The sequence below is a fragment of the Mailhella massiliensis genome (genome assembly GCF_020741395.1).
Classification (GTDB): Bacteria; Desulfobacterota; Desulfovibrionia; order Desulfovibrionales; family Desulfovibrionaceae; genus Mailhella; species Mailhella massiliensis_A.
In genome coordinates this window covers 1-23,999 of record NZ_DYZA01000145.1, presented here as the reverse complement: position 1 = coordinate 23,999, position 23,999 = coordinate 1, and the positions used below count along the sequence as shown (strand labels likewise).

At 63.1% G+C, this 23,999-nt stretch carries 22 protein-coding genes and 1 pseudogene; 7 read left to right on the top strand and 16 right to left on the bottom strand.

Translation table 11 applies throughout. From position 1 onward, the window contains the following. Positions 1 to 59: 59 nt before the first annotated feature. From aroE to K8W16_RS07245, 9 genes are all read right to left on the bottom strand, one after another. The gene (gene aroE / locus K8W16_RS07285; protein WP_304122491.1) at positions 60 to 926 is read right to left on the bottom strand and encodes a shikimate dehydrogenase; all 867 of its coding nucleotides are present in this window, start codon (positions 924 to 926) and stop codon (positions 60 to 62) included. Then, the gene (locus K8W16_RS07280; RefSeq protein ID WP_304122490.1) at positions 923 to 1,480 is read right to left on the bottom strand and encodes a shikimate kinase; all 558 of its coding nucleotides are present in this window, start codon (positions 1,478 to 1,480) and stop codon (positions 923 to 925) included. Before K8W16_RS07280 ends, aroE begins: the two co-directional genes overlap by 4 nt. Further along, the gene (aroC, locus tag K8W16_RS07275; protein WP_304122489.1) at positions 1,477 to 2,535 is read right to left on the bottom strand and encodes a chorismate synthase; all 1,059 of its coding nucleotides are present in this window, start codon (positions 2,533 to 2,535) and stop codon (positions 1,477 to 1,479) included. The genes K8W16_RS07280 and aroC overlap by 4 nt, the downstream gene beginning before the upstream one ends. Further along, a complete protein-coding gene (locus K8W16_RS07270; protein ID WP_304122488.1) occupies positions 2,532 to 3,371 on the bottom strand; it encodes a prephenate dehydrogenase/arogenate dehydrogenase family protein in 840 nt (279 codons plus the stop codon). The genes aroC and K8W16_RS07270 overlap by 4 nt, the downstream gene beginning before the upstream one ends. Next, on the bottom strand, positions 3,368 to 4,687 hold the full coding sequence (aroA, locus tag K8W16_RS07265; protein ID WP_304122487.1) for a 3-phosphoshikimate 1-carboxyvinyltransferase: 1,320 nt from the start codon (positions 4,685 to 4,687) through the stop codon (positions 3,368 to 3,370). Before aroA ends, K8W16_RS07270 begins: the two co-directional genes overlap by 4 nt. Positions 4,688 to 4,690: 3 nt before the next feature. Then, positions 4,691 to 5,830, bottom strand: coding sequence for a bifunctional chorismate mutase/prephenate dehydratase (locus K8W16_RS07260; RefSeq protein ID WP_304122486.1), 1,140 nt, complete (start codon positions 5,828 to 5,830; stop codon positions 4,691 to 4,693). A 2-nt stretch (positions 5,831 to 5,832) separates the two neighbouring features. Then, entirely contained in the window at positions 5,833 to 6,801 is a 969-nt protein-coding gene (locus K8W16_RS07255) for a 3-dehydroquinate synthase II family protein (protein WP_304122485.1), read from the bottom strand. A 13-nt stretch (positions 6,802 to 6,814) separates the two neighbouring features. After that, complete coding sequence (locus K8W16_RS07250; protein WP_304122484.1) at positions 6,815 to 7,618, bottom strand: 2-amino-3,7-dideoxy-D-threo-hept-6-ulosonate synthase; 804 nt, start codon at positions 7,616 to 7,618, stop codon at positions 6,815 to 6,817. A gap of 311 nt (positions 7,619 to 7,929) precedes the next feature. Beyond that, the gene (locus tag K8W16_RS07245) at positions 7,930 to 8,727 is read right to left on the bottom strand and encodes a 2-amino-3,7-dideoxy-D-threo-hept-6-ulosonate synthase (RefSeq protein ID WP_304122483.1); all 798 of its coding nucleotides are present in this window, start codon (positions 8,725 to 8,727) and stop codon (positions 7,930 to 7,932) included. 575 nt (positions 8,728 to 9,302) lie between these two features. Between K8W16_RS07245 and K8W16_RS07240 the strand changes: the two genes are divergently transcribed. The 6 genes from K8W16_RS07240 to trpA are packed head-to-tail and all read left to right on the top strand — an operon-like array spanning position 9,303 to position 15,736. Beyond that, positions 9,303 to 10,727 (top strand): anthranilate synthase component I family protein, encoded by a 1,425-nt coding sequence (locus K8W16_RS07240; RefSeq protein WP_304122482.1) that lies wholly within the window; start codon positions 9,303 to 9,305, stop codon positions 10,725 to 10,727. Beyond that, positions 10,708 to 12,294 (top strand): anthranilate phosphoribosyltransferase, encoded by a 1,587-nt coding sequence (trpD, locus tag K8W16_RS07235; RefSeq protein WP_304122481.1) that lies wholly within the window; start codon positions 10,708 to 10,710, stop codon positions 12,292 to 12,294. The genes K8W16_RS07240 and trpD overlap by 20 nt, the downstream gene beginning before the upstream one ends. Beyond that, the gene (locus K8W16_RS07230) at positions 12,291 to 13,112 is read left to right on the top strand and encodes an indole-3-glycerol-phosphate synthase (RefSeq protein ID WP_304122480.1); all 822 of its coding nucleotides are present in this window, start codon (positions 12,291 to 12,293) and stop codon (positions 13,110 to 13,112) included. The genes trpD and K8W16_RS07230 overlap by 4 nt, the downstream gene beginning before the upstream one ends. Further along, positions 13,102 to 13,788 carry a phosphoribosylanthranilate isomerase gene (locus tag K8W16_RS07225; RefSeq protein ID WP_304122479.1) on the top strand — a complete coding sequence of 229 codons (687 nt, stop codon included), beginning with the start codon at positions 13,102 to 13,104 and terminating at the stop codon, positions 13,786 to 13,788. The genes K8W16_RS07230 and K8W16_RS07225 overlap by 11 nt, the downstream gene beginning before the upstream one ends. Beyond that, entirely contained in the window at positions 13,785 to 14,954 is a 1,170-nt protein-coding gene (gene trpB, locus K8W16_RS07220; protein WP_304122478.1) for a tryptophan synthase subunit beta, read from the top strand. Before K8W16_RS07225 ends, trpB begins: the two co-directional genes overlap by 4 nt. An 11-nt stretch (positions 14,955 to 14,965) precedes the next feature. Next, complete coding sequence (trpA, locus tag K8W16_RS07215) at positions 14,966 to 15,736, top strand: tryptophan synthase subunit alpha (RefSeq protein WP_304122477.1); 771 nt, start codon at positions 14,966 to 14,968, stop codon at positions 15,734 to 15,736. 60 nt (positions 15,737 to 15,796) lie between these two features. Here trpA and K8W16_RS07210 read toward each other — a convergent pair whose 3' ends face one another. The 6 genes from K8W16_RS07210 to K8W16_RS07185 form a co-directional block, all read right to left on the bottom strand. After that, entirely contained in the window at positions 15,797 to 17,272 is a 1,476-nt protein-coding gene (locus tag K8W16_RS07210) for a histidine-type phosphatase (protein ID WP_304122476.1), read from the bottom strand. 72 nt (positions 17,273 to 17,344) lie between these two features. Beyond that, on the bottom strand, positions 17,345 to 17,674 hold the full coding sequence (locus tag K8W16_RS07205) for a ferredoxin-thioredoxin reductase catalytic domain-containing protein (RefSeq protein WP_304122475.1): 330 nt from the start codon (positions 17,672 to 17,674) through the stop codon (positions 17,345 to 17,347). After that, positions 17,652 to 18,083 carry a glutaredoxin family protein gene (locus tag K8W16_RS07200; RefSeq protein WP_304122474.1) on the bottom strand — a complete coding sequence of 144 codons (432 nt, stop codon included), beginning with the start codon at positions 18,081 to 18,083 and terminating at the stop codon, positions 17,652 to 17,654. The genes K8W16_RS07205 and K8W16_RS07200 overlap by 23 nt, the downstream gene beginning before the upstream one ends. A gap of 126 nt (positions 18,084 to 18,209) precedes the next feature. Then, positions 18,210 to 19,763 (bottom strand): hypothetical protein, encoded by a 1,554-nt coding sequence (locus tag K8W16_RS07195; protein WP_304122473.1) that lies wholly within the window; start codon positions 19,761 to 19,763, stop codon positions 18,210 to 18,212. A 185-nt stretch (positions 19,764 to 19,948) separates the two neighbouring features. Beyond that, positions 19,949 to 20,809, bottom strand: a complete 861-nt coding sequence (locus K8W16_RS07190; RefSeq protein ID WP_304122472.1) for a zinc metalloprotease HtpX — start codon at positions 20,807 to 20,809, stop codon at positions 19,949 to 19,951. Positions 20,810 to 21,431: 622 nt separating this feature from the next. After that, positions 21,432 to 22,475, bottom strand: a complete 1,044-nt coding sequence (locus tag K8W16_RS07185) for a histidinol-phosphatase (protein ID WP_304122471.1) — start codon at positions 22,473 to 22,475, stop codon at positions 21,432 to 21,434. 408 nt (positions 22,476 to 22,883) lie between these two features. On the opposite strand from K8W16_RS07185, the gene K8W16_RS07180 reads away from it, so the two are divergent. Then, positions 22,884 to 23,342, top strand: a complete 459-nt coding sequence (locus K8W16_RS07180; protein ID WP_304122497.1) for a tRNA (cytidine(34)-2'-O)-methyltransferase — start codon at positions 22,884 to 22,886, stop codon at positions 23,340 to 23,342. A gap of 95 nt (positions 23,343 to 23,437) precedes the next feature. Here the strand turns inward: K8W16_RS07180 and K8W16_RS07175 are convergent. Then, positions 23,438 to 23,999, bottom strand: a pseudogene (locus tag K8W16_RS07175) (hypothetical protein); the annotation flags it as partial.

Genomic DNA, 23,999 nt, shown 5'->3' with positions numbered 1-23,999 from the left:
TTTATTGCGCCGTTTGTTTTTTGCAGCGTTTCTAGGCCATGTCCGCCGGGAGGCCTCTGTCAGTCCCCCTGTTTCAGTACGGGGAGCAGGCGCTTCATCACGGCCTTTTTCATGAGGCCGGCGTCCAACGGCCGGGAAGAGAACTGCTCAAGAGCCAGTATGGCCTGATGGATGAGCATGCCGAGCCCGTTGACGGCAACGTGGCCGCGTTTTTCCGCTTCTTCCAGGAGCCTTGTCTTCAGCGGGCGGTAGATGAGGTCGTACACCGGTGCGGAAGGGGGCAGCATATCAAGAAAGTAAAAGTCCTCAAACTGCGCGCTCACGCCCTGCATGCCCAGCGGCGTGCAGTTGATGAACAATCCGGCTTCGGCAAGGGCGGCCTCGCAGGCTTTTTCCGTAAAGCTGCACAGGCGGATGCGGGGAGAGTGGGAGGCAAGTTCCTCGGCTTTTCCGGGGGTGCGGCAGCACACGGTTACGCTTTGAGCTCCCGAAGCCGTCAGTTTGAGTACCACGGAACGGGCCGCGCCGCCCGCCCCGTACACCACTACGCGCCTGTCGCGGTATTCCATGCCTGCGTCGAGCAGGGAACGCAGGAAGCCCTCGCCGTCGGTATTGTGGCCGTGGAAGCGCCCCTCGCGTATGACTACGGTATTGACGGAGCGGTACATGCGCGCATCGTCGGAAAGACTGTCCATGAGGGGCACGAGGTCGGTCTTGTGCGGCATGGTGGCGTTGAACCCGGCGAGGTTCAGGTCGGGCGCGATGGGCAGCCATGCCGCGACGCTTCCGGCTCCGACGAGGATGCGTTCATAGGTGCAGGCTATGCCGAGTTCATCCAGCATGGCCTGCTGTATGACGGGGGAGAGGCTGTGCTCGATGGGATCGCCGATGACGGCGAGTTTTTTTCCGTCCAGGACATGGTTCATGGCAGCTCCGTGCGTCTTGCGTTTTCAGGGCAGGGTAGGGCCGCTTTGCTTTTGCGCCGGTAATGGCGCAGTATTTGAAGGACGCGCCGCCGCATGCTCCGGGGGCCGCCGTTGTTCTTTATGGTCACATGGGCGTGGCGGCGGTACAGGGCCAGGCGCGCGGCGTGGAGGCGGAAGAGCTTTTCCGCGTCGTCCTGCACGAGCGGCCTGTCGTCGAGCGCGGTGGAGCGCAGTATGCGCGAGGGGTGGCGGTCGATGAAGAAGACGAGGCCGTTTTCCGCGAGGGCCGCCATGTTCTCTTTGCGCAGCACCATGCCTCCGCCCGTGGAAATGACGACGCCTTCCTGCGCCGCCGCCTCCTTCGCGCAGGCCGATTCCAGGTTGCGGAAAAAGGTTTCTCCTTCCTTGGCGAAAATATCGGAAATGGCACGGCCCGTTTTTTTCACGATCATGGCGTCGGTATCAAGAAGCCTCATGCGCAGCCTGCGGGAGAGCCGCCTGCCCAGGCTGCTTTTGCCGCAGCCGGAAAGGCCGATGAGCACGATGTTCTTCATGAAAGCACTCCCGGGATATCGGAAAGGGCCAGCGCGCAGGCGGCTTCGATGACGGGCACGGCGCGCGGCAGTATGCACGGGTCGTGCCTGCCGGTAATGGCGAGCTTCGCCGCCTCGCCGGTGCGCATGTCCACAGTGTCCTGCTCTTTGGCGATGGAGGGCGTGGGCTTGACGACGACGCTGAACACCACGGGCATGCCGTTGGCAATGCCGCCGTTCACGCCGCCGTTGTGGTTGGTGCGGGTGCGGACGGGCTCGCCCGGCAGAAAGGCATCGTTGGCTTCGCTCCCGCGCATGGCGGAGAAGCCGAAGCCTGCGCCGAATAAAAGCCCTTTCACGGCGGGCACGGCAAATACATGGCGGGCAATGGCGGTTTCGATGTTATCGTCAAAATCCGGCCCGCCCAGCCCGGCGGGTATGCCGAAGGCAAAACATTCGATGACGCCGCCCACGGAATCGCCTTCCGCCCGGGCGTCGAGAATAGCTTTCTGCATGGCTTCGCCGCGCGCATCGTCGATCACTGCAAAGGCTTTTCTGCCTGCGGAGGCGAGGGCCTCCACGTCGGGCCGGGCGAGGTCGAGGGGGATATCCTCCACTCCCGCCACTTCCTTGATGCGGGCATAGACCTCGATGCCCCGTTCTTTGAGGGCCAGCTTTGCCACGGCCCCGGCAAACACCAGCGGGGCCGTGAGGCGGCCGGAAAAGTGCCCGCCGCCCCGGTAATCCTCAAAGCCCCGGTAGCGCAGGTGCGCGGCAAAATCCGCATGGCCGGGCCGGGCCAGGTGGCGGGTGGCGGCATAATCGCGCGAGCGCGTATCGGTGTTCTCGATAAGCCCGCACAGGGGTGTGCCGCAGGCCCTGCCCTCGAAAGCGCCGCTTACGATGCGCACCGCGTCCTTTTCCCTGCGCGCCGTGGCGAGGGGAGAGGAGCCGGGGGCGCGGCGCGCCATTTCCGCTCGGATGAAGTCCATATCGAGCGCAAGCCCGGAGGGAACGCCCGTCAGGACAATGCCTATGGCCGGGCCGTGGGATTCGCCGAACAGGCTGTATTTCATGATGTTTTTCCTTTTTTCAGGCCCGCCCGGGCCGACTGGAGGGCCACCTTGCGGGCTTCCTCATGGAGTTTTTCTTTTCCCGCCCCGTCCTTCCACCACCACTGGGCCTTGCGCAGGATGAGATCCACATCGCCCGCAGCGGCGAGGGAAAGCAGGTTGCGATACTGGCGCACCATGGCCTGGCTGTGGGGGTTGGCTTCAAAAAGCCAGGTGAAGAGCGGCCCGTCCTCCATGAGCTGCTTTTCCGTGGAATTCATACGCCGGAGGAAGGAAGGCGTAATATAGGGAAGGAGCGCGGGGTCTTCCGCCGTCATGGCGAAATATGCCGCGCTCGTGATGAAATTCATGCCCTGTATCTTGGCTTCCGCCATGTCGTGCTCTTCCGCCGTGGCCCGGAAGGTGACGCAGGAAAAGCTGTGGAACAGAGATTCCACAAAGGCTACGTCTTCTTCCGAAGCGCGACTGCCCGGGACAATGGTCACGCGAAGCTCCAGATCCTGCGCGGGCACGGGGCCGAAGAGCGGGTGCGTTCCCACCACGGGCCCGTTCCACAGGCTTTCCATGTGCCGCATGGGCAGCTCCTTCACCGAGGTGATATCGGAAAGGATGGCGGAAGGCTCCATGAAGGGCAGGAGTTTTTCCAGGGTTGCCGGTATGGCCGTGGCAGGAATGCACAAAAGCACCACGCGCGCGCCTTTGCAGGCCTCCTTCATGGCTTCCGGCTCATAGGGAAGATCGAGCCCCACGGGGGAAAAAGCCTCGCTTCCGCCCAGCCTTTCCATGAGCATGGCTCCCATACGGCCCCGGCAGCCGGCAATGACGATGCGTTCGCTCATGAAAGGGCGCTCCACACGTTCCAGAACTCGGGGAAGGACTTGCGCACCACGGCCGGGTCGTCCACCACGATGCGCTGCCCGCGGCCGAGCCCGAGCAGGGCGGCCGCCATGGCGATGCGGTGGTCGTTGTAGGTGTGGAACACCGTGCCTTCTTTGATATCGGGCAGATCGGGCGCAAGACCGTGCACGGTGAGCGCCCCTTCCTCTTCCTCGCAGGGCACATGCGCCCTGGCAAGTTCCGCCGCACAGGCGGCAATACGGTCACATTCCTTGATCCTGAGGTGGGCGATGTTCTCCATGCGCGTGTCGCCTTCAGCATAGGCGGCGGCCATGGCCACGGTGGGCACAAGGTCGGGGCAGGCTCCCATATCCACGGTGATGCCGTGCAGCTTTGAGGGGCTGACCTGGATACCGTCTTCCCTCAGGGAAATATCCGCGCCCATGGCGCGCAGTATGTCCAGGATGGTGCGGTCGCCCTGCAGGGAATCGGCGCGGAGGCCCTGCACGAGCACGCTTTCCCTGCCTACGGCCCCGGCCGCGAGCAGGTAGGAAGCGCCGGACCAGTCGCCTTCCACATGATATTCGCCGCACCGGTAGGCCCCGGGGAAAACGCGGATGCGGAGTTTTCCGGGCGTGGCCTGCCTTACGCTCCTCCACGGCGCCTCGCGCCACGTTTCACCTTCCTTTGCTTCCACCTGAAAGCCGATGCCGAAGTCTTCCAGCACCTGAAGGGTCAGCCCCACATAGGGCCAGGAAACTGCTTTTTTCCCGGTGAGGGATATGCAGACGGCCTCGCGGCAGAAGGGGGCGGCGAGAAGCAGGCCGGAAAGGAACTGGCTGGATTCATCCACGCCCATGTCCACGTTGCCGCCCGAAAGTCCTTCCGTTTCCATGACAAGCGGGGGGTAGCCCTCTTTCCGCTCGAAAAAGACGCGCGCGCCCAGGGCGGAGAGGGCGTTTGTCAGCGCGCCTATGGGCCGCTCGTGCATCCGTTCCACGCCGTGGATGCGGAAAGAGCCCCGCCCTGCGGCGAGCACGGCGGCAAGCAGGCGGCAGGTGGTGCCCGATTCGCCCACATAGCAGTTCAGAGGGACGCTTTTTCCGCCTTCGGGGCCGTGGGGCATGCCCTGCACGCGCCAGCTTCCTCCGCCCGTATCTTCCAGTACGGCCCCGGCGGCGTGGAGTATTTCCCGCGTGCGCTCAAGGTCGGCACTGGAAAGGGCGTGATGCACCGAAGATACGCCGCGCGCCAGGGATGCGGCAATGAGCATGCGGTGGGAAACGGACTTGGAGGCCGGGGCCTTGAGCGGAATCATGGATCAGAATCCTGTGGTGTTGGCAGTGGAATCGAGGCGCGGCCCTTCGGGGTAGCAGCCCAGCACGCGGATAAAGGAGCAGCATTCGCCAAGGTCGCGGATGAGCCCGGCCCGTGTCGGGGCGGAAAGGTCGCATTCCACATCGGCGAAGAAAATATAGTCCCAGCATGCCGCGCCCTTCAGGGGGCGGGATTCGAGCTTGGTCAGGTTTACCTTGTGGGAGGTGAACACGTTGAGCACGGCGGCGAGGGTGCCCGCGCGGTTGGGCACGGTGAAGAGCAGGGAGGACTTGAACCCCCCTTCTTCCTCCGCACGCATTTTTTCCCTCTTATCCCCGGCGGCAACGAGCACGAAGCGCGTCCAGTTGGAGGCGTCGTCCTGAATGTCGCAGGCGAGGCAGTTCATGCCGAGCTTTTCCGCCATACTGCGGTGGCCTATGGAGGCAGCGCCTTCCTCGCACGAGGCCTTCCATGCGGCAGCCGCCGTGGATTCCACGGAAACGAGCCTTGCCTGCGGGAGGTTTGCGCGCAGCCACGAAGCGCACTGGCCCAGGGGCTGGGGGTGGGAGTACACGGTTTTCACCCCGCTCAGTTCCTTTTCTCCGCTGAGCAGGCTGTTGGAAATGCGGGAGTAGAATTCGGCCTGTATGCTTACTTCATACTCGGAAAAGAGGTCGAAGCTCTGGGCGATGGTGCCGTGGATGGAGTTTTCGAGCGGGATCACGCCGAGGTCGAAGTGCCCGAGGCAGATGCCCCGGAAAATCTCGTGGAAGTCGCGGCAGGGCGTGAAGTCCATGGATGCGCCCAGAAAATCCACGGCCGCAAAGTAGGAAAAGGTGCCCTCCGGCCCCAGGTAGGCCACGGTGCAGTTTTTCTGCAGGGAACGTGAGGCGGAAAGTATGGCGCGCCATATGGCGGAGACGTGCCCCGCCTCCAGCGGGCCCTTGTTGCGCATGGCGAGCCTTTCCAGAAGCTGGGCCTCCCGGGCCGGGTCGAACACCTTGCCCGAGACCTGCCTCTTGGCCTGCCCCACGGCGAGGCTGAGGCCTGCGCGGCGATTCAAAAGCTCCAGAAGGGCGGAGTCCACCGCGTCGATTTCTTCCCGCAGCTTCGCCAGGCCGGGAATCTGGAAAGGCTCTGCCATGGTTATTTCTCCTGAATGTCTTCTTTGATGCGCATGCCGAAGTGCCGCCCTGCCTCGTCGGTGCGGCAGAGCACCCTGTCGCCCGGCTTCAGGTTCACCACGCTCACGGGCGTGCCGTCCGGCGCGGTGAGGCGTATGGTCTCCGCGTTCTGGAGAAACACCGCGCCCTTCTTTTCCCCGCAGGCCGCTTCCACAAGGAGCATGGGCCGCACTTCGATCTTCACCCGGCCCGCCGTGGCCAGGGTTGTGGCCCCGGTATGGTCCACCACCAGCATTTCCCGGCCTGCTTCCACCTCGGAAAGGTAGGTCGTGGTATCGCCGGGCAGGCGTATGTAGGCGTGCACGGCCCCGGCGTTCACCCGGAAGGGGCGGGAGGCCACATATTCGTTGTGCTCGGTTTCGGCATGCACCAGGAAGGTGAAGGCGCTGGAATTGCCCACCAGCATACCCTGGCCCCGGTGCAGCATGGACATGGTGTCGATGCAGACGCGATGCCCGAGCCCGGCGGGTTCCACGCGGGTGATCACGGCTTCCTGAAGCTCCTCGTGTTCCCGGCTTATCTTGCAGCGGGCCACGATTTCCTTGAGCTCGCCTATGGCCTCGGGCAGGACCACGATGCCCTGTACCCCGCGCTGGAGTATGCCGGAAGCGAGAGTCGCTTCCTCAATGCTTCCGGCTTCGGCCGTCACCTCGGGGCACTGGGCGAGCAGGTTTTCCACGGGGATGATTTCCCACCCCCTGGCAAGCACCGCACGCCTGCCCGCAAGGAGCGCGTCGCGAACGGTCTCTTCGTCGGCCTTGCTGTTCATGGCAAGGGAGGGCATGTCCTCTTCCGCCATGACGGGCGTGCGGGAAAGCAGGGAAACGGACTCCACCTTGTCCGCCGGGACGATGACGCCGTCCACCCCGGACTCCAGGGCGAGGGTCACGTCGCTTTTACTGAAGGGCACGCTTTTGAAATAAATGTTCATGGCCGCTCCCCGGCTAGTCTTCGCCCACTATGGCCATGGCGTCGTCCACGGACGCGCCGGAATGGACTATGGCGTTCATGGCGCGCATGAGATCCACGCGGCGCGGGTGTTCGAACACGTTGCGGCCGATGGAAAGGCCGGAGCCGCCGGCGAGCAGGGAGTCATGCACCATCTGCAGGAGCTTGCGCGTGGAGTCGATGCGCTCGCCGCCCGCGATGAGCACGGGCGCGCAGCAACATTCGGTGACTTTCTGGAAGCTTTCCGGGCTGCCCGTGTAGGAGACCTTCACGATATCCGCGCCGAGTTCCGCGCCCACGCGGGCGCAGTGGGCCACGATATCCACGGCGAAGCTGTCGCGGATGAGGCCGCCGCGGCCGTAGAGCATCATGAGCAGAGGCATGCCCCAGCGGTTGCAGTGGTCGGCAATGACGCCAGCGCTGTAGAGCATTTCCTTTTCATTGGGGTCGCCGAGGTTGAGATGGATGGAGACGGCGTCCGCGCCGAGGCGTATGGCCTCTTCCACCGTGCCGGAGAGCACCTTGGTGTTGCCGTTGGGGGAAAGGGCCGTGGAGGCGGTGATGTGCATGATGAGCCCGAGGTCGGCGTTGGCGTCGGCGCAGCCGGAAGCGCGGATGAGGCCCTTGTGCATGAGCACGGCGTTGGCCCCGCCTTCATTCATGTCGTCCACAGCCTTGCGGATATCCACCAGCCCGTCGGGGGCGCCTATGGTCATGCCGTGATCCATGGGAACGACGATGGCTCGTTTAGTGTCGGGATTGAAAATGCGGGACAGTCTTTTCTTGGTGCCGAGTTCCATAATGCGTTCCTTCTCGTTGGAGTTGGGGGCTGCGTGGCGGCGATATGCAAAGAAAAAGGGCCGCCGGCTTGTTCCGCCTGCGGCCCGAAGTTTGCAAACAACAGTTGTCAGCAACCCTTCCGACCACAGGGCCCGGTAAAATAAAAGTAGAAACCAAAGCGGAAGACGCTGGTTTCATACTGGGCGGTAGCGGCATAAAGAGTGTGCATAACAACAACCATGTTGAGTTTAAGAATTTACTAATCCCAGAAAAAGAAAACTGTCAACAGGAAAATGGCGTAAGGGGGAAACTTTTTGTCGTCCCTTCGCCGTTACTTCTCTCCCATGATCTCAAGCGCCTCTTCCACGGAGGCTCCCTGATGAACCATGGCACGCAGGGCGTGCAGAAGCTCCACGCGGCGCGGGTGCTCAAATACGTTGCGGCCCACGGAAAGGCCCGAGCCTCCGGCCTGAAGGGAACCGTGCACCATTTCGAGGAGTTTGCGCGTGGAATCGAGCTTCGGGCCGCCCGCGATGAGCACGGGCACGCCGCAGTCCGCCACCACGTCGGCAAAGGTCTCCGGGTCGCCCGTGTAGGGTACTTTCACGATATCGGCCCCGAGTTCCGCGCCCACGCGGGCGCAGTGGGCAATGTTGCGCGGATCATAGCTGTCCACGTCGTGGCCGCGCGCATAGACCATCATGAGCAGCGGCATGCCCCAGAGACTGCATTCCTTCGCCACCTTGCCCGCGTCCGACATCATCATGCTTTCATCGTCGTCGCCGAGGTTGATGTGGATGGACACGGCGTCTGCACCGAGGCGCACGGCTTCTTCCACGTCGCCCACGAGCATCTTCTTGTTGGGCCGGCGCGAAAGGCTGGTGGAGGCGGAAATGTGCATGATGAAGCCGAGGCGCATATGCGATTCGTATTTCGCCTTGTGGATGAGGCCCTTATGCAGGAGTACCGCGTCGGCCATGCCTTCATCCATGTCGTGCACGGCCTTTGCCATGTCGCGCAGGCCCCGGGGCGCGCCGTCGGACACGCCGTGATCCATGGGAACGATGATGGCGCGGCCGGTCTTGGGATTGATGATGTGGTTGAAACGTCTGAGAGCGCCGACTTCCATGGCGAAACCCCTTTGCAGGCATTACCGGGGCCGGATATGAAAAAAGCCGCCGGCGTATGTGCCTGCGGCTTGATAGTCCTGTACGGAAATAACATCAGCACAGCCCGCCGCATGGCCCGGGATAATACGCATAGCACCAGCAACCGAAGCTGCTGGCGAAGGTAAAGGAGCCGGGGCGGTACACGCTGAACATGATTTCCAACCTTTTTTCTTTCCATAGCTCCTGTGCGGAAAAACTGTCAAGTATGGGAAGAAAGAAACGCAGTTCCTGCCCGGCGGCGTCCCCGTTCCTTTTTTGTACCGGAAAAGAAAATGGTCCGCCCTGCATTGACAAAAAAAAACGCCTTGCATACACAAAAGAAAAGCCCGTTTCCCGGGCACAGCCTTTCAGGAGCGCCTTATGTCCGTTTTCGCCTTCACCTTGTCCTTCTCCGGCCAGTGGTGGTGGCGTACCCCTCTTCAGGGAGAGGTGCGGTCTTGACGCTTACCTGAGCTTTAAAGGCGCGGAAGAAGCGAATGCCGTCCCCTCTCCGGGGGCGGCATTTTTTTTTATGATTCAGCACAAGGTTGTCGACATGAAAGCCCACACGTTTCCCCTTCGATTGCGTCAGAGCGTCCGCTGGCTCCCGGCGGACATGGACACGCCCATCAGCCTTTTCCTCGGCATGGCCGGGCAGGGGCACGGTATCCTGCTGGAAAGCGCGGAAGTGGACGGCCGATGGGGACGCTACAGCGTGCTGGCCTTCGACATGGCGCTCTATGTGTCGTGCCGGGAAGGGAAGCTTGTATGCCGCGCGGAAGATGAGCGCCTCGCGCCCCTGACCGCCTTTTCCGGCATGCCCTTTGTAGAGGGGCTCAGGCAGCTCATGCGCTCCCTGGAGATACTGCCCGACCCGAAGGCCGCGCATCTTCCGCCCATCACCCGTTCCCTGTGCGGCTATTTCGGCTTCGGCATGGCCGGGCTTTTCCACCCCAAGGTGGCGGAATTCCTCAAGCCGGAAGAGGCGGAATGTGTGCTCTGCCTGCCCGGCACGCTCCTTCTTTTCGATCACATGTACAACCGCCTCGCCGAGCTGTGCCTCGGCGAACGCCGGGAGGTACGCAGCGGGCGGGATGAGGGCGCTCGCTCCATGGTGGAGGAGCGTATCCTTCCCGACATGCCGGGCAGGGCGGAATATGAGGCCGCGGTAGAGCGCATAAGGGAGATGTTGTGCGCGGGCGAGGCCATACAGGTGGTGCCTTCCGCGCAGTTCAGCGCACCCTTTACGGGCGACGCCTTCACCCTGTACCGCCGCATGAGGAGCGAGAACGCCTCGCCCTACATGTTTTTCATGCGCCTTCCGGGCATTACGCTGTTCGGCTCTTCACCGGAAGTCATGGTGCGCTGCACCGGGGGAAAGCTTCTGTCCGCGCCCATCGCCGGGACGCGCCGCCGGGGCAGGAGCGTGGATGAGGACGAAGCGCTCGCCGCCGACCTTCTGGCAGACCCCAAGGAGAGGGCGGAGCACATGATGCTGGTGGATCTTGCCCGCAACGACCTCGGAAGCATAGCTCTGCCCGGCAGCGTGGAGGTGGAGCGGCTCATGATGGTGGAGCGTTTTTCCCACGTCATGCACCTCACAAGCCGGGTCACCGCCGAGCTCGAAGAAGGCATGGATGCGGTGGACGTGCTTTCTGCAACCTTTCCGGCGGGCACGGTGAGCGGCGCTCCCAAGCTGCGCGCGCTGGAAATCATTGCAGAGCTGGAAAAGGCGCCGCGCGGCCCCTATGCGGGCTGCATAGGCTGGCTCGGACTGGACAAGGACGGCGTGAACCTCGATACCGGCATCACCATACGCAGCATGTGGGTGCGGGAAGGGCGTCTGTACTGGCAGGCGGGCAGCGGCATCGTGCACGATTCCAGCCCTTCGCTGGAATGGAAGGAAGTCTGCAACAAGTCGGCTATCATGCGCCAGGCATGCTTTACCCCGGGAGAGTTCCATGTTCCTTCTTATCGATAATTACGACTCCTTTACCTACAATCTGGTACAGGCCTTCTGCCGCCTGGGGCACCGGCCCCGTGTGGTGAAGAACGACGACCCCGGCCTGGTGGATCTGGCCAACGATCCTTCCCTGCGCATGGTCTGCATTTCCCCCGGGCCCGGGCATCCGGCAAAGGCCGGGTCCTGTCTCGACTTTCTTCGTCAGCTCAGCCCGAGAATCCCGGTGCTCGGCGTGTGCCTCGGGCATCAGGTGCTGGGGCTCTATGCCGGGGCGGAAGTGGCCCGCGCTCCCGTCATCATGCACGGCAAGACTTCGGAAATCGTGCACGACGGCAAGGGCCTTTACCGGGGCATGCCCAACCCCATGGTGGTGGGGCGCTACCATTCCCTGGTGCTTCGGCTGGACGATGCGCACACCAATCCGCTTCTTGCCGTCACGGCGCGGGGCCCTCAGGGCGAGGTCATGTCCATACGCTTCAAGGATCGCCCGTGGGTAGGCGTGCAGTATCACCCCGAATCCATACTTACGCCGGAGGGCCTGCGCCTTCTGGAGAATTTCCCCGGAAGCCTCCTGCCCACGGTGCAGGCCGCACCCACCATCAGTTCCATTCTGGAATCCGTGTCCCGGGGCAGGGATCTCACGGAAGAGGAAGCGGAAGTGGCCTTCGGCTCCATGCTGGACGGCACCATGACGCCCGCCCAGGCCGGGGCGCTGCTCATGGGGCTGCGCATGAAGGGGGAAAAGCCCTCCGAGCTGGCCGCGGCCATACGCATCATGCTTTCCCGCGCCGTGAAGGTACCGGGCGTTCCGGAAAAGTGCATCGATATCGTGGGCACCGGGGGCGACGGCAAACATTCCTTCAACTGCTCCACGGCCGCCTCGCTCACCCTTGCGGGCATGGGCTACCGCATGCTCAAGCACGGCAACCGCGCGGTGTCCTCCACCTCCGGCGCGGCGGATGCTCTGGAAGGCCTCGGCATCCCTATGGAAAAGGATCCGGACGCCATTGTGGAGATGCTGAAGGAAAGAAACTTCGCCTTCCAGTACGCGCCCTATTTCCATCCGGCCTTCGCCAACGTGGGGCCGGTGCGCAAGCAGCTCGGCATGCGCACCATGTTCAACATGCTGGGGCCCATGCTGAACCCCGCCTGCCCCGACTATCTCATGATGGGCGTGGGCGACCCGGAACAGGTGGACCTCATAGCAGCCACGCTCCAGAAGCGCCCCTTCCATAAGGTGGCGGTGTTCAACGGCGCTGGCGGATACGACGAGCTGACCACCATGGGCAAGACGCGCATCGTGCTCATTACCGACGGCGTGATGGATGAAATCATCTTCGATCCGGCGCGCTACGGCTTCTCCCCCTGCGAGCCGGAAGACCTGGAAGTGCGCGACAAGGAGGAGGCCGCAGCCGTGCTCAAGGAAATTCTGGCCGGGCGCGGGCCCCGGGCCATGCGCGAAATGGTTGTGGTGAACGCGGCATTTGCCATTTATATGCTGGAAGAAGACAAGAGCCTTGAGGAATGTGTGGCCATGGCCCGGAAGGGCGTGGAGGAAGGCGCGGGCATGAGGGTGCTGTCATGACGGGGCTTGAGCGTTTCATGGAGGCCAAGAGGCGGGAAGTGGAGGAGCTTGAAAGGCTGGGTGCGGAAAAGCTTCGCCCGTGGCGCGGGGAGCGGCCCTCCTTTTCCCGTGCCCTTGCCCGGGGCGGGGCGGGCCCCCTTGCCGTGATTGCGGAATACAAAAGGGCCTCGCCTTCGCGCGGGGTGATCTGCGAGAGCCTGGAGCCGGAGGACGTGGCCCGGCAGTACAAGGAGGCGGGAGCAGCCGCCCTTTCCGTGCTCACGGAGGAGCGCTGGTTCCACGGGCACATTTCCTACCTTTCCCGCATGGCGTCTGCCATGGGGCAGGGAGGGGAAAGCCGCCTGCCCCTCCTGCGCAAGGATTTTCTCTTCCATCCCGCACAGGTGGCGGCCACGCTGGCGACCCCGGCCTCGGCCCTTCTGCTCATCGTCCGCCTCACACCCTCGGCCCGTACCCTGCGCGATTTGCGCGAAAGGGCGGAAAAAGGCGGGGTGGAGGCCGTGGTTGAGGTTTTTGACGAAGAAGACCTTGCCCTTGCCCGCGAGAGCGGGGCGCACGTCATTCAGGTGAACGCCCGGGATCTGGCCTCGCTTCGGGTGGACAGGGAGGCCTGTCTTCGCCTCATCGAAAAATGCCCGCCGAAGGCCGGGGAACTGTGGATTGCGGCAAGCGGCATGAGCTGCCGCGCCGATCTTGAGGAAGCCGCGAAGCGGGGCTTTTCCGCGGCGCTCGTCGGTTCGGCCCTCATGGAAGAGGGCAGGCCCGGCGAGGCTCTCGCCGCGCTTCTCGGCACACAGGAGGCGGAAGATGCGGATTAAGATCTGCGGCATGAGCGATCAGGGAGCCATAGAGAGAGCGGCTTCGCTCGGCGTGGAGTTCTGCGGCTTCGTGTTCCATGAAAAAAGCCCGCGCAACGTCACGGCCCTTCAGGCGGCGCGCCTTGAGACCTTCGGCATGAAAAGGGTGGGCGTGTTCGTGCATCAGAGTGCGGAGGAGATACAAGATATCGTGCGCGCGGCCTCTTTGGACTATGTGCAGCTTCACGGGGGCCAGAGCGCGGATTTTGCCCGCGCCTTTCCGGCAGAGAGCGTCATCCGCGTGCTCTGGCCCGCAAAGTACGCCTCGCGGAAAGAGCTTGAGGAGGATATCGCCGCCTTTGCCGGGACATGCGGCATGTACCTGCTTGATGCGGGTATGGGCAGCGGCCGGGAGCTGGACTGGGAGGCCCTGCGCGGCCTTTCTTTCCCGCGCCCGTGGTTCCTTTCCGGCGGGCTCGGCCCGGAGAACGCGGCGCGGGCCCTCGGCTTCTGCGTGCCGGACGGGCTTGATTTCAATTCAAAACTGGAAAGCGCACCCGGAGTGAAGGACGAAGCGCTCATGGTGCGTGCCGTCGCCGCGGTGCGGCGCTGGGAACAGTCCCACGGCGGGAGTTTTCAGGACACGGGGCATTGCACGACCTGCAACAGGCGCGGGCCGGAAGGGGAAATACGGTGAAGAAAGGATATTTCGGCGAATTCGGCGGCCGCTTCGTGCCGGAGCTGCTCATGCCGCCGCTTGTGGAACTGGAAGAGGCCATGGCCGCCATTCTGCCCTCGGAAGAGTTTCAGCGGGAGCTCGGCGGCCTGCTGCACGACTATGCGGGGCGCGAGACGCCGCTCACGTTCTGTCCTTCGCTTTCAAAGGAGCTGGGCTTCGAGCTCTGGCTCAAGAGGGAGGATCTTCTGCACACCGGAGCCCACAAGATCAACAATACCCTGGGCCAGGCGCTGCTTGCCCGTTACATGGGCAAGACGAACCTCATCGCGGAGACGGGCGCAGGCCAGCACGGCGTGGCCACGGCCGCGGCTGCGGCGAGGCTCGGCATGACGTGCACGGTGTTCATGGGGGCTGAAGACGTGGAGCGGCAGTCTGCCAATGTGCGCAGGATGCGCCTCATGGGCGCGGAGGTGGTGGCCGTGGAAAGCGGCTCCCGCACCTTGAAAGACGCCATCAACGCCGCCCTGCGGGCATGGATATCCCTTCAGGGCAGTACGCATTACTGCTTCGGCACGGCGGCGGGGCCGTATCCCTTCCCTGACCTTGTGCGGGAATTTCAGAGCGTCATAGGCCGTGAAGCCCGCGCGCAGATGCTGGAAAAGACGGGGAGCCTTCCCGATGCCGTGGTGGCGGCCGTGGGCGGGGGCTCCAATGCCATAGGCATGTTCGCGCCCTTTGTGCCGGATGCGTCGGTGCGCCTCATCGGCGTGGAGGCCGGAGGCACGGGCGAGTCGCGCTGCCTCCATTCGGCGGCCGTCAATCTCGGCCGCCCCGGCGTGCTGCACGGGGAATACACCTTGCTGCTTCAGGATGACGAAGGGCAGATACTGCCCTCAAGCTCCATCTCCGCCGGGCTGGACTACCCGGGCGTGGGGCCGGAGCACGCCTACCTCGCTTCCACGGGCCGCGTGAAGTATGCCGTAGCCTACGATCACGAGGCTCTTGCCGCCTTCCAGAAGCTCTGCCGCACGGAGGGCATACTTCCTGCATTGGAATCTTCCCATGCCCTTGCCCATGTGCTGGAGCACCGGGAGGAATTTGCGCCGAAGAGCCGCGTGCTGGTCAATCTTTCCGGCCGCGGCGACAAGGACATGGATATCGTGGAAAAGGCCCTGGGCCTGTAGAGGTGAAAATTATGCATATTCTGGAAGAGAAGATCCGCCATGCCCGCGCGCAGGGCCGCACGGCGCTTATCCCCTTTGTTACCGCAGGTTTTCCTTCGCGGGAAAGGTTCTGGGAGGTGCTCCGGGAGCTGGATGAGAACGGGGCGGACATTGTGGAAATCGGAGTACCTTTTTCCGATCCCGTGGCCGACGGCCCGGTGGTGGAGGAGGCTTCGCAGCGAGTCCTCAAGGAGGGTGTGACGCTCAGGGGAGTCCTTGAGGAACTGAAGGCGCGGCGGGGCATGCTGAAGGCCGGCCTCGTGCTCATGGGCTACACCAATCCCTTCCTGCAATACGGTCTGGAAAAGCTTGCCGGGGATGCAGAAGAGGCCGGTGTGCACGGCTTCATCGTGCCTGACCTGCCCTATGATGAATCATCGGGCATACGGGAGCTTTTCGCCGCGCGCGGCCTGGCCCTTATCCCGCTGGTGGGGCCGAACACCCCGAAGGAGCGGATGAAGCTCTATGCCGACGTGTCGGAAGGCTATGTGTATGTAGTTTCCGTCATGGGCACCACGGGGGAAAGGGACCATCTGCCCCCGGAAGTGCCGGAGGTGCTTTCCCGCGTGCGCGAGGTGTTTTCCCTGCCTGCGGCCCTAGGCTTCGGCCTGCGTTCCCCGGGGCAGCTCGCCGCCCTGCCGGAACCTCTCCGTCCCGATGCCGCCGTGTTCGGCAGCGCGCTTCTTCGGCATATTGACGAAGGAGGGGCCCCGGCGGATTTCATGAAGGTATGGAGAGCCTAGAAAAAGCGCCGCGCGCCCCGGTGAGGGAGCACGCGGCGCAGGAAAAAGGGCACGGGTATCTCAGCCTGCCTTTTCGGCAAAGAGCTCGGCGAGCCTTGCGGACAGGTCGCTTCCTGCCATGCCGCGCACGAGGGCGAGGAATTCTTCCAGCGGCAGGGCAGGGCCCGCAGGGCTGTCTGCAAGGGAACCGGGCAGGATGAGCTGTGCGTGATGCAGGTCGGCATCGCGCATGACGGCCGGATCGGTGCTCAGGAAGGCGGCCAGGCTCTGGCACAGGAAGGATGCCTGCACCATGCGGCCCTGCGGGGTTTCCCAGAGGCTGAACGCGAGCAGGGAACCGGGGGGCGTGCTGTCTTTCGGGAAGGGGCCGTTGTCCCAGTGCAGGCCGAGCAGGCCGGCGATATTGACCATATTGGTGTCGTGCCCGGAAAAGACGACAAGCTGCGCCTTGTTGGCCGCCTTGACGGGGGAAGTACCGGCAAGAGCTTCGGCCATGAGGTAAAGCAGGGGCAGACCTTCCTGTTTTGCCACGGCGGGGAAGCGCTGCACGGCGCCCTGCACTTTGGTGTGTACGGGCAGAAGGCGCAGAGCCGTCGCCGGGTTGACCATGACGGGCCCTTTCCCGTCCGGGAGGACGGCCTTCCAGCGCGGGCTCAGGGGCAGGGGCACGGTTCCGGGCATGTCGGAACGCGGGGCCAGGATGATCTCCCTTGCTTTTTGTTCCACCGGCGTGCCCGGCCCCTGCGGCAGAAGAACGGGCGTCCCGGCCGGGATCATCTGCGCCTTTTCCGGCCATTCCAGACTTTCCAGAAGCAGAATTTCCGCAAGGGTGGAGGCCATGGCCAGGCCGCCTTTCAGGGAGACCTCCGCCCGCGCACCCGGTTCGGGGAGGTTCAGGTTGGTGGGCCGCTCCTCCAGTGTGCAGGAAGCCTGGCCGGGCATGCACATTGCCGGGGAGGGGCCGAGCAGGGAGGAAAGCTCCGCCACGCTTTTTTCCACATCCGCGTGCACGGCAAAAAGAGTTCGGACAAGCTCGTTTTTTTCCTGCGCGGAAAGTTGCGGGGCAGGCATGAAGCCGCTTTTCACAGGATGGAACACGGGGTCGCGGCGCTCGGGAAGGGAGAAGACTTCCATGCCGCAGCCCGGGGCCAGGCCTTCCAGAAGGGCGCGCGCCGTGGCAAGGGTACGTTCCTCGTTGTCGGCATAGACGAAAACGCTGCCGGTTGCCGGGCACTCCGCGGCGGGTAGAAGGCCGTTGAAGGCAAGTTCTTCCCGCAGGCCTTCCCATTCCGCGCGGATGAGGGCCGCGCCTCGTGCAGTGAGATATCCGGGGGGAGTGTCCCAGTCGGGCCAGCTTCGCGCGCTCCAGGAGGCGAGAGTCTCCGGCGACTGCGTGGGCGGGCGCACGCCGTGGCGGCCGAGAGCCACCACCTTGAGAAGGCGCATGTTTTTCACAGACGCGTTTTCGGCGGGCGCTGGATGGGGGAAGGAGAGAAGAAAGGCCGTCAGGACGGCAAAAAAGAACATGCGGCGCATAACCGGCTCCTTTTTCTTCGTTTGGAAAAGTATGGCATGCGCCGCAAGGTCGGGCAAGGATTTTTGCTGTTATTACAGGCCGCGCGAGGGGTCCCGGCGTTCTTCCACGTCGGGGAAGAAGTCAGGGTCGTCCTTGTGCTCTCCTGAAACATAGAAGGAGCAGAAGCAGGCTCCGTATTCGGCTATGTCGTCGTCGCGGTACACGCAGGGGCAGATGATATCGCTGTCCTGCTGCTTGTCGGCGCAGGCCAGACGGCACGGGCAGCACATGTAGCCATATCGTTCCTTGTTGGCGAGCAGGCTTTCCGCCGTGCCGAGGCAGTGCTCACGGTCGGCGTGAAGATAGTATCCTTTTGTTGCCGCGCTTTTTGCCAGGCAATCAAGCAGTTGTTCCGGCGTCATGAAACAGTGCCTCCTGCATGAGCTGTTTGCGGAACCCGACAATCACCTTCCCGCCGGGCACGAGAATGGTGGGAAAGGTTCCGCGGGGATTGTAGGTACGCACTTTTTCCATGAGATCGGAACGCTGCGAGCCGGAATACTCGTCCAGATAAATGACGGTGTAGTCGACATTGTTGGCGTCGAGGAATTTCCTGGTGTTCTTGCAGTGCTGGCAGGTGGTGAGGGCGTACATGATGGGCTTTGGCGAGATGGGGTTCATCCCGAGGGCGTACAATTCGGGATCGCCCTGGGAACCCGTTTCCCCGGACTTTTCCTCTTTCTGTACGGGGGTGTTCTTTTTTTTCAGAAAAAGAACCGCGATGACGGCAATGACGGCAATAGCGGCTATGATGGCGATGGAAGAATTCATGGGAGAGCTCCTTACGAGAGTGGCCCGTTGCTGTCCGGGTGAAAAAAGTATGCTCTTTTCACGAAAAAAAGCCAGAGGCAACGGCTTTTGTTTTGTAAAAAATTGCCGGGGAAGGGGTGTGCGGCATCATTTTCCGGGCTTTTTTCCTCCCCGGGAAGGCCCGCGGGAGCCTTCAGGCCTGCGGGATGCGCCGGATTTTTCCGGGAAGCGGCCGTGTCCGCGCTCCCTCCGTGCCTGTTCCCGCCGGGGGAAGGGGGATCCTTCGCGCTTTTGAGGGAAAGGCCGCCGTTCTTCCCCTCCTTTTTTCCGGGGCGCGTCGCCTTCCCGCCTTCCTTCTGCGCGCGGATGTTCCCTGAAGGAGATGTTATGCGGCGCGTCGTCTTCCAGCCGGAGTATGGCGGCGCGGGATTTCATGTCGCGTTCCCTTGTGGGCAGGCAGGAGCAGAGCGCGCCGGGGGGCAGGTGGGAGGAAGCGGGAATGAGGGCGAGCCCGAGGTTTGTGCAGGCATAGCGGGCGCGGCCCGGATATCCGGGTACGACGAAGGCGTCGGAAACGATGCGGGCCCGTACAGGCCCGGCCTTGGGGCGCGGCGCTTCGGGGGGCAGTTCGCCTTCTTCCAGCTTTCTGAGAGCAAGGAAGGACAGGCTTATGGAATCTTTATCCAGCCCGGCCTTTGCGGAAAGGGTGCGCAGAGCTTCGGGCGCGCCTTCGGCGGGAGCGTTCACATGGCACCATGCCGTGGAGCGCCGGTCGAGCATGGGGCAGCGGCCCGCATGAGGGCAGGGGGCAAGGGGGGTGAAGAGCGGGGGCAGACCGAAATCGTCGCCGTCCTCCTCATCCACACCTTCATCATCGGGGAAAAATCGTTTTCCGGCCTGTTCCTCGCGCAGGGCAAAGGCGGTGAGGTCGTCGAATTCCGACTCCTCTTCCACGCCGCCCAGGGCGCTTTTGCGAAGATGTGCGATGAGGCGGCCGCCCTGGCGTGTGCCCGGCTCCACGGCAAGGATGAGCCCGCCTTCGCCGAGCATGTCCCAGGTGCTTTCCAGAAGCTCGCGCATGCGCTCTCCCATTCTGTGCCCGGGTTTGGCGCGGCGCTCCTCCATTTCGTTGAGTACATTGCCCATACTGGCCAGCCACAGCGCGCCGGGCTTTGCATACAGGCGGCGCGGCGCAAGGGCGACCGGGGCGCGCATGGTGCGTATGGTCCAGGGGCTTTCGTTGTCGAGTCTTTCGCGCATGTGTTCGAAGATTTCCCGCCCGAGTTCAAGAATATGGGGCGTGGTGTCGCTCGCTACGAGAGTCACGGGGCGGGAGCGCAGGTCCGGCCGGGATATCCACAGCGCGAGCGGCAGGGTGAGCGGGCCGCTTCCCATATCGAGGATGAGCGGCTCTTCCGGAATATTCCCGAAGTCGAGCCCGGGCAGAAGCGCCGAGAGGCGGACGAGGTTCCAAGGCAGAAAATAGCGCAGATACGCGGAGGTGAGCCTCGGCGAGGTCCAGTAGGGGCGGGCAAGGCCGTCGCGTTCCGTGGTAAGCAGGGCGGAAAGGTCGCGGCAGGCAAGGGGCAGGTCGCGCCGCTGCTGGCCCGTCATGGGCATGACGAGATCAAGGACGGGGAAAAGTTCTTCCAGGGCGCGCCTTGCGAAATTGTGAGGCGCGGAGAAAAGGGGAATCATCATGGCATGTCCTGTGCGGGGAAATATCATCCGGGGTATGGCTGCAAGGGTGGCGTAAAGCCGGGGGAAAAGCAAGGTGAAAGTGTGCCCTGCGCAAAAAGGGCGGGACCGACGCATGCGTCGGCCCCGCCCGGAGCGGCGGAGCGCCGTTTTCGGGGGGATTGCCCGGAAATTTCAGCTTGCTGCAATCAGCCCGGATAACGGCCGGTGCGGGCCATTTCCTGAAGATTGGCGATGCGTTCCTCCATGGGCGGATGCGTGCTGAACATGCGGCGCAGGGAATCCCCGGTGAGAGGGGATACGATGAACATGTTCTCCGTGGCCGGGTTGGCCTGCATGGTGATGTGGCGGCTGTAGGCGTCGAGGTTGTTCAGCGCCCCGGCAAGGGCCATGGGGTCGGCGCAGTAGGAAGCTCCGGCGGCGTCGGCCATGTATTCGCGGCGCCTGGAAATGGCCATTTGAATGAGGGCGGCGGCCAGGGGGCCGAGTATCATCATGGCAATGGCCGCAAGGGGATTGCTGTTTCCTTCCTCGTCGCGCGAGCCGCCGAAGATCATGCTGAACTGGAGCATGTTGGCAATAGCCGTAATTGCGGAGGCGAGCACCCCCGCCACGGTCTGGATGAGAATGTCGCGGTGAGCGATGTGGGCCATTTCATGGGCCAGCACGCCGCGCAGCTGTTCCGGCGGCAACAGGCGCATGATGCCTTCCGTCACGGCTATGACGCCGTGTTCCGGGTCGCGCCCCGTGGCGAAGGCGTTGGGGGCCTCCTGCGGTACTATGTAGAGTTTGGGCTTGGGCACGCCCGCCCTGTGCGCAAGCTCTTCCACCATGCCGTGCACCATGGGTGCGTCTTCCGGGGCAAGTTCCTGCGCGCGGTACATGGACAGCACGATTTTATCGGAAAACCAGAAGCTTCCGATGTTCATGACGACGGCGAACACAAGGGCAATGAGTATGCCCTGTCGCCCGCCGAGGGCGCTGCCCATGACGATGAGTACGGCGGAAAGGCCGGCCATGAGCAGTAGGGTTTTAATCTGGCTGGTCATAATCGCTCCTGATGTTGACTGGCAAAGTGGCCATGGAGGAGAGAATAATCACGCTTTCCTCCGCTGCCAAGGGCGGAAAGCTTGCAAAGTATTGCAGACTGCCGGGGCCGGACGGGGGGGGAATGCGGCCCCTCTTTTCCTTTTCTCCGCAGGAGTGCCGAGCCGGAAGGGGCGTTTCCGGCATCCTGTGCAGTTTTTTCGGGAAGGGGACATTATGCTCCGCATGAAGCATGCGCTTCTGCCGTCTTTTTTGCGATCTGCTTTCTTTTTCGTGTACCCCCGGCCCGGCACCGCAGGGAGCCGTAGGATCCCGGCTCTGCCGCAAAGGCCTTCAGGGCTGAGCATTTCGGGGAGGGGATGCGTGGGCGATATACAGACGCCGGAGCTGCGTTTTTTTCGGGGAAGTTTTCTCTTTTTCCGGCAGAGGGAAGGCCTCGGCGGAATTTTTCCTGCGCGGGGCGAAAGAGGCCGTGGATGAGGCGTGCCTGCCGGGGCGAAGGCCCGCGCGGCAGTCTTGTGCAACGCACCGCATGAGCGGTCAAGCGGCCGTTACAGAAGCCTCCCCCTCCCGGAGGCCTTCTGTGAGGGGTACTGCCTGCGGGAGGGGAAGGGGCTTCGGCTTTCAGTCTGCCGTGAAGGGCATGGGGAAGACTTCCCCGCGCCGGAACACGAGGCTTTCCTTCCAGCCTTTGGAAGCGGCATAGCGGGCCAGCGTATCGAAGCTCCAGGCCACCTGTTCGGTGCTGTGGCTGTCGGAAGCGAAGGTGATGGGCAGGCCTATCTGCCAGGCGAGATGCAGGATTTCCGGGCCGGGATAGATTTCGTGGCATGGCTTGCGCAGGCCGGCGGAGGAAATCTCCATGGCCATGCCCGCATCGCGCACGGCGGTGAGCGCGTCGCCCACAAGGTCCATGCTGGCGGACAGGGCGAGCCAGCGGCGGAAATCGTCCACGGAAAAGATCTTGATGAGGTCCGGGTGCGCCACGATATGGAAAAGGCGCGTTTCGGCCATGGCCTTCATGGTGCGGTAGTAGCGCGAATAGAGGTGGAAGCGCTCCTCCCGGCCGAGTTTTTCCCAGTCGCAGGCCGAGGCGTCGAAGCCCCAGCGGCCCAGAAAATGGATGCCCGCGATGAGATAGTCGTAGGGATGGGAGGCGATCATGTCGCGGATGAAGGGGACTTCCTCTTCCAGCCAGTCCACTTCCAGGCCGAGAAGCACGGTGACGCCCAGAGGCTCCTGCTCCTTTTTGAGCTCTTCCACCTCGGCAAGGTAATCCTTGAAGGTGGCGGCGAGGTGGTCGCGGTATTCGCTGGGATAATCGTAGCCCCGAGGGCGCGGGGAATGTTCGGAAAAACCCTGTACGAGAAGGCCCTTTGCCTGCCCGGCTTCGAACATCTGCCGTACGCTGTCGCGGGCGTGGGAATGGTTGGTGTGGGTATGAAGGTCTGCGCGGATCATGGTGTGTTCCCTGAGCTGTGCCGCCCTGCGGACGCTGTTTGTCGCGTTTCCCGCAGAGAACAGGTTCGAGCCTGCGGCATGCCCCGAAGAAGGTGGGTGAATCCACGCCATGATAGCCCAGGAAGCGCCTCCCCGCAACGGCGCGGCCATGCAGAGCCCGGGAGGACAGAAGCCGGGCTTGCCGCGCCCCTCTTGCACAAAGGACATGTTGAAGGTATACTCCATAAAGTAGTACCCTCATGCGGGCCTTTTCTGCGGAGGGCACGTGCCCCGCGCAGGGGAAAGCGTGTGCTCCCGGCGTCCGGTATGGAAGCAGCCCCGTATTCATCAGGGCGGTTTACGGCAAAGATAAACCGCATCAAGCTCAGGAGAGCGTCATGGATTTCCTTTTCTTCTTCATAGGCATTGTTTCCGTCGTCTGCGCCCTTACCTATATTAAGAAGACCTCCCCCAACAAGCACCATTGATGTGTGGGGCGGCAGGCCGCCCCTTCATACTCCTTGTGCTTCGGCAGGATATGGGTTCTGCCGTCTTTTTCTTCGTCCGTGCGTCTGCTCGGGCGTTTTCTTTTTTTGCCCTGGAGCGGACGTTTCCGGCCGGGGGGATGAAATCATGCTGCATATTGTTCTCTATCACCCGGAAATACCGCCGAATACCGGCAATATCGCCCGCCTTTGCGCGGGCACGGGCACAAGGCTGCACCTTATCGAGCCTCTGGGCTTTTCCATCGACGACAGGCACCTGCGCAGGGCCGGGCTGGATTACTGGCCGTATGCGGAGGTGAGCGTATGGCCTTCTCTGGAGGAGTATCTCATGGCGGACGGCGCGGGCAGGCGCCTTGTCTCCACCAGCGCAAGGCGCGGGGAGCCTGTGCAGCATTTTGCCTTCACGGCCTGCGACAGCCTGCTTTTCGGCCCGGAATCCTGCGGGCTGCCCCTTGAGGTACAGGAAATGGCCGGGGCGCATGTACGCATCCCCATCAAAAACTGCATCCGCAGCCTCAATCTTTCCACCTCGGTGGGCATCGTGCTCTACATGGCCCTTGCCGCGACGGGCGGCCTTGAGAACTGGTAGGGAGGCAGTCCCGGCCTTTTTCAGCGTATGGCAGCCGGCTGCGCCGAAGAGCCGGAAGAAGCCGGGATGTTCCGGGGACGCCTGCCGGGCGGTTTTCAAGCCTGCCTTGTCTTTTTCTGTTCTTCAGGCAGGCAGGCTTCCTTCATTTTATGCAGGTATTCCTCGTTGCGGGCCAGGTAGAAGGAAAGGGGCGCGGCGAAGTTGCGGCCCACAAGGCCGTTGACCAGAAGCTGGCTCACCTCGCGCTCCAGCATGAGGATTTGCTGCATGCGCAGAAGCACCACCCGTTCGCTGCGCGAGAAGCGCTGGAGGGAAATGCGGAAGGCGTAGTTGGCCCGGGGCTGATAGTACCAGAAATACATGAGGTCGAGAGCGTTGATGACCATATCGAGCCACAGGCGTGGTTCTATGGACTTCAGGGTTCTCGGCAGGGCGTCGGGTCGGGCCAGAAGGGCGGGCACATTCTTTTCTGGGAAGAGCTCCTCAAGCCTGGCGTAGAGGGAGAGGGATTCACGCAGGCGGCTCCGGTAGTCGGCGAGACGTGTCCTTATGTTGCGTTCCCTGTCCTCGATGCCGTCGGCGATGCCGATGACGGTGTCGGAGGCGAGCTTCACCACAAAAACGGCGGCGCATGCCAGATTTTCCGGGCCGAAGCCC